This is a genomic window from Halomicrococcus pelagicus (genome assembly GCF_050954125.1).
On sequence record NZ_JBPBWC010000027.1, the window covers coordinates 20,804 to 33,572 of the forward strand.

At 55.6% G+C, this 12,769-nt stretch carries 8 protein-coding genes and 1 pseudogene; 7 read left to right on the forward strand and 2 right to left on the reverse strand.

Annotated features, from left to right (window positions below; genetic code table 11):
* Positions 1–16 precede the first annotated feature (16 nt).
* Both ACRYA2_RS25180 and larB read left to right on the forward strand, forming a co-directional pair.
* Positions 17–1,351, forward strand: coding sequence for a nickel pincer cofactor-dependent isomerase, group 22 (locus tag ACRYA2_RS25180; protein WP_433634292.1), 1,335 nt, complete (start codon positions 17–19; stop codon positions 1,349–1,351).
* A gap of 11 nt (positions 1,352–1,362) precedes the next feature.
* A pseudogene (gene larB / locus ACRYA2_RS25185) lies at positions 1,363–2,102 on the forward strand (nickel pincer cofactor biosynthesis protein LarB).
* A 6-nt stretch (positions 2,103–2,108) separates the two neighbouring features.
* Here the strand turns inward: larB and larE are convergent.
* Positions 2,109–3,023, reverse strand: a complete 915-nt coding sequence (larE, locus tag ACRYA2_RS25190; protein WP_433634294.1) for an ATP-dependent sacrificial sulfur transferase LarE — start codon at positions 3,021–3,023, stop codon at positions 2,109–2,111.
* A 155-nt stretch (positions 3,024–3,178) separates the two neighbouring features.
* On the opposite strand from larE, the gene ACRYA2_RS25195 reads away from it, so the two are divergent.
* The 4 genes from ACRYA2_RS25195 to ACRYA2_RS25210 all read left to right on the forward strand — a co-directional run bounded on the left by ACRYA2_RS25195 (position 3,179) and on the right by ACRYA2_RS25210 (position 8,884).
* Positions 3,179–3,832 carry a high-affinity nickel-transporter protein gene (locus tag ACRYA2_RS25195; protein ID WP_433634296.1) on the forward strand — a complete coding sequence of 218 codons (654 nt, stop codon included), beginning with the start codon at positions 3,179–3,181 and terminating at the stop codon, positions 3,830–3,832.
* A 1,873-nt stretch (positions 3,833–5,705) separates the two neighbouring features.
* Positions 5,706–6,623, forward strand: a complete 918-nt coding sequence (locus ACRYA2_RS25200) for an ABC transporter substrate-binding protein (RefSeq protein ID WP_433634298.1) — start codon at positions 5,706–5,708, stop codon at positions 6,621–6,623.
* A gap of 48 nt (positions 6,624–6,671) precedes the next feature.
* The gene (locus ACRYA2_RS25205) at positions 6,672–8,429 is read left to right on the forward strand and encodes a carbon starvation CstA family protein (RefSeq protein ID WP_433634300.1); all 1,758 of its coding nucleotides are present in this window, start codon (positions 6,672–6,674) and stop codon (positions 8,427–8,429) included.
* 65 nt (positions 8,430–8,494) lie between these two features.
* Positions 8,495–8,884 carry a DUF8008 family protein gene (locus tag ACRYA2_RS25210; protein ID WP_433634302.1) on the forward strand — a complete coding sequence of 130 codons (390 nt, stop codon included), beginning with the start codon at positions 8,495–8,497 and terminating at the stop codon, positions 8,882–8,884.
* A gap of 2 nt (positions 8,885–8,886) precedes the next feature.
* Here ACRYA2_RS25210 and ACRYA2_RS25215 read toward each other — a convergent pair whose 3' ends face one another.
* Positions 8,887–9,198, reverse strand: a complete 312-nt coding sequence (locus ACRYA2_RS25215) for a HalOD1 output domain-containing protein (protein ID WP_433634304.1) — start codon at positions 9,196–9,198, stop codon at positions 8,887–8,889.
* A 148-nt stretch (positions 9,199–9,346) separates the two neighbouring features.
* On the opposite strand from ACRYA2_RS25215, the gene ACRYA2_RS25220 reads away from it, so the two are divergent.
* Positions 9,347–12,691 (forward strand): bacterio-opsin activator domain-containing protein, encoded by a 3,345-nt coding sequence (locus tag ACRYA2_RS25220; RefSeq protein WP_433634306.1) that lies wholly within the window; start codon positions 9,347–9,349, stop codon positions 12,689–12,691.
* Positions 12,692–12,769 lie beyond the last annotated feature (78 nt).

A 12,769-nucleotide genomic window follows, 5' to 3' on the forward strand; every position in this document is an offset into this window, starting at 1 on the left:
GATTCTCTTTCGTGGTATGGGTTCGCGTTCCGAATTGGCAGTACCGGAAGAGACAGTGCTCGAAGCGTGCGGCGAGACGGAGCTGCCAGAGTTCGGCGTCGTCGAACAGGTCTGGGATACCGATTCAATCTCTGCCGACCAGATTCCAAATTGCTCCGGCGCGGCGGTGGAAGAGCTTGCTCTTGAGGATGTTCCTGAGGGCGGTGAGGTCGCTGTTGGTGTTGGAAGTCGAGGGATTGCGAATCTCCCGCTGTTGGTTCGTGGCGTGATTGAGAGACTTGACGACCTTGGCTATGAGCCCTTCATCTTCCCTGCAATGGGAAGTCACGGCGGCGCGACAGCGGAGGGACAGCAGGAGATGCTCGAATCCTTAGGTGTCACTGAGGAGCGGGTCGGCTGTGAGATCCGGTCGAGCATGGAGGTCGTGCAGGTGGGTGAAACGCCCGACAGGGGCGTGCCGGTCGTCGCCGACGCCAATGCTGTAGCGGCCGATGGGATTCTGGCCGTCAATCGCGTCAAGCCCCATACCGACTTCGACGGCACCGTCGAGAGCGGTCTCTCGAAGATGATGGTGATTGGGATGGGAAAACAGCGCGGCGCGAAGATCGCCCACGAGTGGGCCGTCGACTGGAGCTTCCGGAACATGATCCCCGAAATCACCTCGCAGCTCCTCGATGCCTTGCCGATCGTCGGCGGTGTCGCCATTGTCGAGGACCAGCACGACGACACGACTCACGTCGAGGGCATTCGCCCTGACGGGTTCCTCGACCGCGAGGCTGAACTGCTTGAGACGGCGTACGAGATCATGCCCAAGATTCCGTTTGACGAGGTTGATGTCCTCGTGCTCGACAGGCAGGGGAAAGACATCAGCGGCCAGGGGCTGGATACGAACGTTATTGGTCGTCGTCCGTTCGCGCTTAACGAACCCGAACCCGATTTACCCGATATCAAGCGTATTTTCGTTCGCGGTCTCACGGAGACGACACACGGAAACGCGATGGGTATGGGGTCAGCGGATTTTGTCCATGAAGATATCGTTACCAAATTTAACGCCCCAGATACATTAATCAATGCAATCACTGCCAGCACAACCCGCGGTGTTCGTCTTCCGCCGGCAGTTGAAACTGACCAAGCGGGACTAGTGGCTGCCCTGTCGACAATCGGTGTGATCGACCCTGAGGACGTACGAGTGATCAGAGCCACGGACACGATGCACCTTGGCAGATTCTACGCATCACAGGGCCTCGTCGAAGAGGCTCGAGAACGCGATGACCTCCGCGTCGTTGAGGAACCGACACCGATCGAGTTTGAGGACGGTCAGTTCGCGGCGCCGTCGCTCCACGACGAGTAGAACTCATGGAATTGGAGTCAATTTTTGAAGATGTCTCAGAGGGGGAACTCAGTGTCGAAAAGGCACTTGAACGGGTTGAGGGGTTTACACGTGTCGATGACTTTGCCCGTTTCGATACCCAGCGTGAGGACCGCAACGGTGTCCCAGAGGTCGTCCTCGCAGAAGGCAAGCGCCCAGCCGAGGTCGCGTCCATCACGGAGCAGGCACTTGAGAAGGACGAGTAATTATAATACATATTAGTGATGAAACAAAGGCTGTGCTCGAAGATGTGGCGTCGTCGGTGAATCATGCCGACTGGTCCCAACAGTCTCGCACCCTGGTTCTACGGACGGCCGACTATGACCTGCCAGCGGCTGACGGGACAGTCGCCGTTCTCACAGGCGGGACGGCTGACATCCCAATTGCGGAGGAAGCAGCCGTGACAGCCCGTGAAATGGGCTGTAACGTCGATACTGTTTTCGACATCGGCGTCGCCGGGATTCATCGAATGATCGCGGAACGCCACCAGTTCGACGACGCCGACTGCGTCGTGGTCGCCGCCGGCCGGGAGGGCGCGCTGCCGACGGTCGTCGCCGGGATGGTAGATGCACCGGTCATCGGCCTACCTGTCTCAATTGGGTACGGCGCAGGCGCGGACGGCGAAGCCGCCCTACTAGGGATGCTCCAGTCCTGTACTGTCCTCAGTGTAGTGAACATCGACGCTGGATTCGTCGCCGGTGCGCAGGCGGCACAGATCGTCCGAAAACGATGATTTGACTTACTGTGAACTATCTCCGGTAGTTGGGTATTTAGCGTCGAACACGTTTTCGACGATTGGATCGTCGCTCCCATCATCGGACGTTGTATCGCCAGTCTGTGTTCCTTCAGTCTCCGAACTGACGCTTCCTGTCTGATAGCCATGGAGATCAAGCGTGACGTGATCGAAGCCAAGATCGGCAATGTGGTCGCGGGCCGCCCGGACGAACTCGGAATCAAGAGCGGCCTCCAGATCCGAGGGAGCTACCTCAATACGGGCCAACCCGTCGTGGTCGCGCACACGGAACTGCTCGAATCCCCAGGTCCGGAGAATTTGTTCGGCCTGCTCAATACGGGTCAACCGCTCCTCGGTGACCTCTAGCCCAGTAGGAATCCGCGAGGACAAACACGCCATTGAGGGCTTGTCCGCAACAGAGAGGTCGTACTCGCGAGCGATCGCTCGCACCTCTTCCTTTGTGACATCGTGTTCGAGCAGCGGCGAGTAGGCATCGAGTTCTTCGACGGCCTTAAGTCCTGGCCGATGGCCATCACCGGGATCGGAGGCGTTCGTCCCGTCACAGACAGTCTCGATCCCGCGTTCAACAGCGGCGTCGTACATTGCCGAGAGCCGCATTGTCCGGCAGTGGTAACACCGCTGTTCATCGTTGCGTTTGAACGCCTCGCTGTCGAGTTCTGAAAACTCGACGATCTCGTGACGGATCCCAATCTCATCGGCGATTCGCCGAGTGTTCTCGAGTTCCGCTTCAGGTAGCGTTTCGCTCTTGGCGGTACAGGCGATCGCGTCGTCACCCAGGACGTCGTGAGCAAGTGCTGCGACGACGCTCGAGTCAACCCCGCCGGAGAACGCGATAAGGATACCATCGTGATTGGCGAGGTCAGCCTTGATTCCGGCAATCGTTTCGTCGAGTGACGCCATACAGCAACCTACTGAGCGTCGTGCAAAAACATGGCGGCTTCGTGACCGATATAAGATGATGATCAGTGATACTTGTCTCGGAGATCAGTCTCTTCGGGCGATACTGTCTGTTGCTGATGAAACGATTTTTTATCGCTCCGTTAAAACAGGATCATATGGTATCCGGGGTTGTACTCGTAGCGGGAGCGATACTTGGGATCAAGCATGCTCTTGAGATAGATCATCTGGCCGCAGTGACAACGCTCGTTAATAACGATGACCGACCAGGGTATATCGGCGCATCATGGGGAGTCGGACATTCACTTCCAATTATCACCCTTGGGGTTCTTTTTGTAGTATTTGGCGTGCGTCTCCCGGCAGCAGTCACGAAGTTCTTCGAGGTTCTCGTCGGTCTCGTTTTGCTGTATTTAGGTGCACAAATGCTTCTATCGTCGGCTAAAAACGCCAGATTTGACGCACATGCTCACGACGACAGGCTTCACAGCTTCCGAATGAGCTCGCTCTTCTTCGGTTCTGCTCACAGCCACCCCGAGCAGAGTTCGTTTCTCGTCGGTATCGTCCATGGCTTCGCAGGGAGCGGCGTCCTCGTTGTCGCGCTCGTCTCAACGGCGCCGACAGTCACGTCGGCGCTCACGTTTTTGACCGGTTTTAGTTTCCTTTCAATCGTCACTATGGCCGCAGTATCGTTCCTTTGGGGGCGAATCGTTGGCACCCGCTTCACAGCGTACTTGATGTCGGCTGCAGGTATCATCGGCATCGGTGTTGGCGCAATTCTCCTTTTAGAACAGATCGGACTCAGCCCACTCTAACCGACGGTTGTCGCCCTACGCTGGACCATTTATCCCTATGAATACTGTATTACTCTACGCATGCATGTTCGACTGCTCCAACACGTTCGATTACGCTTGTCCGGAACCAATCTAAGAATAGAAGGGAATATGGATTTGAGCGAAAACTACCGACATTGTTCAGATTAGCTGATTCCACGTGAAGGTGAGCGTTTGCAACCAATTTTCGGCGGAGCGGTGCGTTGCGTGGCGGAAATGATGTCAAGCTGGTTGGTAAGACGTTTTAACTCTTTTAATATACGTTCAATGCTATTCCGGTTCCATGTGTGACATGCTGAAATCGGAGGTCATCCTCGAAGAAGGTCGCGTGTAATCGCGGTGTGCCATCGATGAGAACTACCGCGTCGGCGACGCGGTGATCCCCTTAAATTTATTCTATAAACTATTTAGTTATATAAGAATTCTAACGAATATAACATGATGTGGGGAAATTCATTGGCCTCTAGATCGACGGCAGCGTACAGCCAGTAGCACTAATCGTTGAGCTGAATTACGGTTTCGTCGACCGCAATGAGATTTCGGCGTCTTCTCATTAGTCAGCGGTAGATCCGCCTTCTGAACCGAATTATGAACAGTGAAGTGATACCGTTCGACACTGAAATAATCTAAACTAAGTATAGTATACGAAATTAATAATTTCCTCGTGGAAAGGTGAATATCGAATTGCATCAGCGGCTCCGGTGTTACCTTTCACTCCACAAACTCTCAATCGATTCAGCCGTCACATTTGATGAAGTGGCCGAGTTCAGGTATCAAATACCACGAACTTTCACCGCCTCATCCTTCATCCTCATCTGAACAGTACCGTAAAAAGATATATCAGAAACTAATTGACATTATTTTGCCGATCGAGTTCGTACGAGAGCTCTTCGGCTGTCGACGTCTGCTCAGCAATAACGAGTGATATTACGATCGCCGCTGTTATTCTCGTCCATACCCGATGCCCATCCATGGGGCCGGTGGAAACAACACGAGACGCTCACACCAGCTAGCCGTCGATAGCACGCAAAACAAGAAACCACACGCAGCGCAATAGTGTCGTGCCGTTCCGGACTCCCTGGGGTCGTCCGTCACTCCAACGGCTGTCGTACGGACATCTAGAGTCACGAGCCGTATAAAGGTTGCTTGTATAGACAATTAGATTAAGTTTCTATACACGGGAATCAGCACGGGATTTTGACCGGCGTTACTGCAAACGATTGTGGTCAGCGGGGAGGTACACCCCCCGGGACGGTGGTGCTGTCGATGTCACTGGGACGACGAGAACAGCCGGGGTTGTGATATCACTGGAACCGAGAGACTGTAGCCGAGGAATAACCGCCCGCGGAATATTCTGGTTTGATCTGTGGTTAGTAGAGGGTACTAACGAGAGCAGTTTGCGATTACGGAATGAGAGTGGAGAGCACGACGGTAAAGAGAAGAAGAGGTAGTCGAACAAACAGACTTAATCGGCCCTGTTTAAACCCTCTCTGGATGACCGGTCTTTCGCAACCTCCAGGATGTCTTCGGCGTCATTGATCGCAACAACGTCGAACCGGACGTCACCAAGGCGGGACTGGGCAATGGGTCTATCTCTGCACACCCTTCGAGCTGGCGAAAAGGAGCAAAAATTGCTGCGTATATTGATGCTGAGATCGTCCACGTATCTGCTATGAATAACTGTGTTTGCCGGTTTTTGGTGTGCATTCACCGTTTATTCTCCATATATAATGAAGTATTTTGACAGCCATTGGATTCTTAGCCAGCAACTATTGACAATGATCGTCTGAGATAACGCTCAAAACCGCGCCTAAAGCTTTGCTTTTGAGCGTGCTACGATAATAGCTGAAATGCAATGACTGACCTCAACGTCGCACACGAGTACTTCACATGGCGACTCGTCCAGCAAGTTGCTGAAAAAGAAGGGTACTTCGAGGATGAAGGAGTTGAGCCCGATCTGTCGTACTTTGCGCCTGGTACGCAGGACTTCGACGATGGCGACAACGCATACGAATCGGATTGGTGGAACGACCTTGACGAGGAGGGGGAAACTCACGGTGTCTGCGAGTGGAACGCAGTCCAAGAAGCCTCGGAGACAGACCGCGAAATCATCGGTTCGTATAGCGAATGGGATCGCGTCCTATTCGCACCAGCCAACTCCGAAATTGAGGATATCGACGACCTTCGTGGGCGGTCGATCGGCATCAATGAGTACGCAACGTCGTTCTACTCATTGCCTGAAATGCTCGAAAAGGAAGGATTCGATGACGATGAAATCGTTCTCGAACACATCGGATCTGCCGAAGAGCGGTTTGAGGCAGTGAAAGACGGTGAAATTGACGCCATTGGTGTCCTTGAACCGTACGTCACGCTTGGACGCTATGACGAGGAACTCCAGGAAGTCTATGTTGGTCCGTGCCGGGCTGCACTCACCACGGATGAGGATATCGATCCTGAGACTGCGGAGAAGTTCCGGAACGCCCTTAATCGTGCGGTCGAGGATATCAACGATAATCTCGACGAGTACCGGGATCGATATATCGAGTTCCTCGAAGAGGCTGCCGAGGAGAATCCGGACTCTTTCGACGATGTCGACTTTGATCGACTGCGCGATGACTTCGACCTCCGGCAGTTCCTCCCTGTTCGTGCTCCCGACGAGAAGCGGATTGGAAAAACCACGGAGTGGATGCGCGAGCAAGGCTTCGTCGATGAGGATGCGGAGGTCAAGACGACTGATGACGTAGTCGAAGCGGCACCGCAGACGGAGGACTGAGCCGGCGGGGACCGGTCCTTACGTTTTCCTGTTAGTTGATACGTATCTATGGTCCAGTTACTCACGATTATCGGGAGTGTTGCGCTCGTATTCGGGGTGGCGTACACAGTGTACGGGCGCTACATGAGCCGGGTGTTCGAACTTGATGATGATCGGACGACACCAGCCCACGAACACTATGATGGTGTTGATTACGTTCCCTCGCGGAAACTAGAGCTGTTCGGCCATCACTTTTCGAGTGTCGCGGGTGGGGCGCCAATTGTCGGCCCGATCACTGCCGCGCTTGCGTGGGGCTGGGCACCGGCACTAGCATGGATCGTCGTTGGAACGGTCGTCTACGGCGCAATGAACGACTTCGCCGTCCTGACGAGCAGCGTCCGCCACGAGGGGCGATCAGTCGGCCATATTTTTGGGCAGTACGTCGGCGAGCGCGGAAAATCACTCATGCTCTCGCTCGGTTTTACTGCAAATCTGCTCGTTATCGGCGTCCTCTCACTAGTTGTCGCAATCGTCTTCGATGCCTATCCAAGTGCAGCAACAGCAAGTATCTGCTATGTAGTACTCGCGCTGCTCTTCGGCCTCTATAAGCGATTTGATTTCCCGTTCTGGCTTGGGACAGTACTCTTTGTCCCTGCTGTATTTGGAAGTGTCTGGGTTGGGCTTACATATCCGCTTGTGCTCGTGCCTGCCAGCGGAACGATAGTACTCCCGACTGTCGTAAATCCAAACGTGTCCGCGTGGCTCATCGTCGTACTGTTATATGCGTTTGCGGCGAGTGTGCTTCCCGTTCAGACGTTGCTTCAGCCTCGCGACTACCTGTCGTCGTTCCTCCTCTACGCAGGGTTAGGCGGGGCTATTCTTGCGATTATTGTCGGAACTGTATTCGGCACTGCGAATCAGTCGCTGACAATGAGTCTCAGTCCATTCACCGGGTTCATGAGCAGCGCCTTCGACGGCATTGGCCCGATGGTGCCAATGTTGTTCTCGACGATATTCTGTGGTGCAGTCTGTGGGCTCCATTCGATGGTTTGCTGTGGTACAACACCAAAACAGCTGAATCACGAATCTGACGCCCGTACCATCGGGTATGGAACTACCCTCGCTGAAGGACTCCTAGCAGTTGTCGCGATTGGCACCGTCGCGGTCATTCCCACAGTTCCGTCTGGAGCGGGAATTCAGTTGGCGCTTCCAAGCTTCGCGAAAGGCGGTGCAATTATCCTCTCTGCGCTTGGTATCCCAGCTGATGTCGGCGCTCCCTTCATGGCACTTGTCCTCTCGGCGTTCGCACTGACGACAGTCGATACCTCGATCCGGCTTGGACGGTATTTCGTCGAGGACATCGTCGACGAGCCGGAGACAAGGCTCGCAGGAAATCGATTTGTTAACGGAAGCGCCCAATCGCTTCTCGCGTATCTGCTTGTAGCAAGTGGCAGCTGGGCGGCTATCTGGCCGTTGTTCGGCGGTGCTGTCCAAGTGTTCGCCGGCCTCTCGATGATTACGGTGGTTGTGTGGCTGCTCAATTGGGACTCGACAAAGGAAGTGCTCAGCCTCACGATCGGCGCCGGATTTGTCCTTACGATGAGTCTCTCGGCACTCGGTTACCTAGCGCTGTCAAGCCTCTGGAAGAAGCTACTCGACCCAGCATGGCTGAATACTGCATCTGTAATCCAGATACTCTCGGTCGTCGTCCAAGTCGTAACCGTTGGAATACTGGGGATTCTCGCGTTCGAAATCGTTCGCGTTGCCTTCGGAACCGTCTCCCAGAAGATCGAGCTTCCATCTAGCAGCCAGGAACCAGGAGACTAATTCAAACTAGATACTCGCTTGGCCGCTCGATGAGACACTGCAGGCATCAGCGGAGGTGGCGACCAATGAGTGACGCCGACCTAACCAGTGTCGTGGACACCCTGGACGACGCGGACGCACCTGTTGCGGAACTCCTCGACCACGTGCAGGCGTTGACCGAGCGTATCGAAGACCTCGAGCAGACTGTTGCCGCAAAGGACGACCGGATTGACGACCTCCAGCAGCGCGTCGACGCAGTAGAGGAACGTGTCGATGAGACGGAGAACGAGATAGAGAACACAGAGGCGCATAGAAAGGCGCTAGCCCGGAAGACGGACGCACGCGACGACCGGATCGAAGAACTCCAAGCACGCGAACTCGAGAAAGGAGCGCACTTGCTCGCCGAGAACGTCGGCGGCTATCACAGACGGCAACGATTGAATCTGACTACAGTTGTATCGTCTGGTTGGACTTGAGATTACTCCTCGTCTGTCTCGACAAGGAGCGTGATGCTTCCGTTGTCCCTGACGGTCACTCGATACGGTGAAACCGTAAATTCGACAACGAGATTCCTCGTGTCGCTATCGACAACTGGGTCACCCATGAGGTTGTCGAGTGCTTCGGGATCGATGGTCTCGTAGAGTACGTCGAGTTCAGTTAGCTTGACCCCCTTGACCGCTGCGAGGGCTCTAACGACCGCCTCGCTCGGGGGTTCGTCGCAAGAAAAGCGTGTGTGCAGTGCGTCGTCAGATATCTCAGGCAGTGAGTCTGCCTCACGATCATCATGCATTCTATCAATTACTCCTACAGTCACGACTGGCAGCGAGTTGGCTGTCGATTGTTTATATGTGGATAACCAAAATTATTTCCGTTGAACGTATCGCCCAGCCAATTCTGTTGACAGAATACTTTTTAGAGACCACTCGCTAACTACGCGTATGAGTTCGACCGCTCCGTCTCCCGACGCTGTTCTCGCGGAACTTGACGGCCTCGGTCCGCCTGGCACGCCGGTAACCACGCCGGAGGTCGCCGAGCAGTTCGACTGTACGAACCGAACCATTTACAATCGACTCGAGACACTCGCCGAGGACGCCATCCTTGAGACGAAGAAGGTCGGCGCTCGCGGACGAGTATGGTGGCGCCCCGTCGACGACGAACCTGCCGAGCACGATCCGGAGGCACCCGTCACCGAGTCGACGTTCCAGCAACTATTCGAGAACGTCCCCGGCCTCTACCTCATCGTGGAGCCTGACGACTACGAGATCGTCGCCGTGAGTGACGCCTACCTGGACGCGACGATGACCGAACGGGCCGAAATCATGGGACAGACGCTGTTCGAGGTCTTTCCCGCCGATCCGGATGACCCGGACCCCGAAGGTCCGCCCCGGTTACAGAGGTCGCTTGAACGGGTGAAAGCAGAGCAAGAAACTGACGTGATGCCGGTGACGTTCTATCCGATCCCCTGCCGCGACTCCGAGCGCAACAAATTCGAGGATCGCTGGTGGAACCCGACGAACACGCCCATAGTCGACGACTCCGGAGACATCAACTACATCATCCACCGCGTTGAGGACGTTACGCCAGTCGTCCGCCAGCTCCAGGCCGACGGCGACGAGGCGGTGCTCGACCGTCTCGATACCCGGGATTCTCACCTCGCGACGGACATCATGCTGCGTGGTCAGGAGTTATACGACGCGAAAGAGGATGCCTTCGAACGTCTGCAAGAGAACGAGGAGCGGCTGAACGCGTTCGTGACAGCGACGTCGGAGGTTGTCTATCGCATGAGCCCCGATTGGACTGAAATGAACGAACTCGACGGTCAGGGATTCATCGCCGATACCGACAAAGCCCGAAGCAATTGGCTCGACGATTACATTCCACCTGACGAGCAGGAACGCGTACAGGACGCCATCACGGAGGCCATTGAGACCAAAAGTACCTTCGAGTTGGAACACCAGGTCCTGCAGGTCGATGGCACCCGGGGCTGGACCCACTCTCGGGCAGTGCCGATGCTGGACGACGACGGCGAGATTACCGAGTGGTTCGGGACGGCGTCGGATATCACTGAGCGCAAGCAGCGGGAAGAGCTGCTGGAGGCGCAAAAAGAGCTCCTGGAACTGATTGCCGCCGGGACGCCACTCGAGGAGTGTCTCTCTGCACTCTGCAGTGCCGTTCCGGAACTTAGTCAGGGCGTTCGAGCCAGTATCATGCTCGCCGACGATGACCGCGACTCGTTCCAGCGGCCTATCGCTCCAGACCTGCACTCATCGTGGGGAGAGGGGCTTGAAGACGCACCAATCAACAACCTCATGATTGGTACATGCGGCGAAGCGGTGTTTCGCGGCAATGGCGTTACCTGCGAGGACATTACCTCCGACGACAGATGGTCTGAGGAGTGGCGTGAACTCTGCGTGGCGAATGACGTGGTTGCTGGCCATTCCGAACCCATCCGGGACGCTGACGGCGCCCCTGTGGGCTCGTTCATGCTCTGCTTCAACGAGCAACGGACTCCAAACGAGTGGGAACACCAATTAGTGGACTTCGCCACCTATATCGCAGGGATCGCAGTTGAGCGCCAGCAGTCGCGGCACGCGCTCAAACAGACCAACGACTCCCTCAAACAACTCAACGACGCAAGCCGCGAACTGATCGGCGTCGATACAGAGGAGATCAGTGATCGCGTCCCGGCACTCGCGCAGGACGTGCTCAACGTCGACTATGTCTCCCTGTGGCGCTACAACGATCAGACTGGCGACGTCTACGAACACGCTCGGCAGGCTGGCCCTGAGATTGATCCGCAGGCAGTCGAATGCTCCGATGCGTTCTCTGAGCAGATCTGGCAGACATTCATCGGCGATGACATCGATATCAACAACAATCTCGACCGTTCAGAGGAGAGGTCTTCGGGATCACTGCTGCAGAGTCGGGTGCTCGTGCCGCTCGGGAGACACGGTGTTATCTGTGCTGGATCGACGAAAACCGGGACGTTCGATGCGCAAACGGTCGACCTCATAGAGACGGTTGCTGCGACCGTTGAAACCGCGTGGGATCGTGCCGCGGGAGAACAGGTACTGGAACAGAAAAACGAGGAGCTAACGCGTCTCGACAATCTCAACACACTTATTCGGGAGATCGATCAGGCGCTCGTCGAAATCGAATCGATCGACGGAATCGATGAAGCTGTCTGTGACCGGCTAGCGAACTCCACGCTCTTCGAATTCGCTTGGATTGGCGAGTTCGACGCCGACGCTGATACAATTGAACCGCGAGCATGGGCGGGCATCGACAGCAGTTCGCTAACCGACCTGACGACAGCGGCCGACGGATCGATGGTCGACAAGAATCCCTTCGTGTCCGCGATTACAACCGAAGAGATTCAGATCGTCGCCGATATCGCCACTGACGTCCGGGCCGCCCCATGGCGTGAGGCTGCACTCGATCTGGGTGCGCGCTCGTGTCTTAGTATCCCGCTTGTGTACGACGAATTCGTCTACGGCATCCTGAACGTCTACAGTGGAACCCCGCAAACCGACGAGCGCGATGCGGATATACTGGCGGAACTCGGCCAGACGATCGCCCACGCAATCCACGCCGTTGAAACCAGAGAAACGCTCCAGACCGACAGCGTCGTCGAACTCTCACTCCGCTCGGAGACGGCGGAGACGCCGCTGTGTCGTCTTTCGCAGACTACCGGCTGTACGATCGAGTTCGAGGAGCTAGTACCAGGAACCAACGGTGATACGACCGTGTTCTTTACGGCGACCGACATCGCTTCTGACGACCTGGTGGCTGCCGGCGAGCAGTCGGTCGCCATCGAGGAACTCCACCATTTTGACAATCGGGAAGACGGGGGCCTGTTCAAAGCCCAGCTGACTGACTCGATACTCGCAACACCAGCTCTCAAACGGGATGCGACAGTGCGGTCGCTCACTATCGACGCGGGGACTGCAACTCTCGTCGTCAATCTGTCCGAGACCGCCAATGTCCGCGCGTTCGTTGATCAACTCCAGGAGTCGATTCTCGATCTCGAACTCCTCGCCCGGCAAACGCAGACGCGTTCCATCGACACAGGACATACGCTCCGGTCGGCGTTCGAGAATCAACTGACCTCTCGCCAACAAGAGATTCTCCAAGTGGCCTACCGGAGCGGCTTCTTCGAGTCACCTCGCATCCAAACAGGGAAGGAACTCTCCGAGATGCTGGACATCTCACAGTCGACGTTCAATTACCACCTTCGCGGCGCCGAACGAAATCTCTTCGAAGTCGTATTCGACCATACCTGAGTCAAAATTCTCTCGCCCGTTGCTATGGCGACCCACTACTGTATGTAGATGATTGCTAGCCAAATACGCTATCGATCG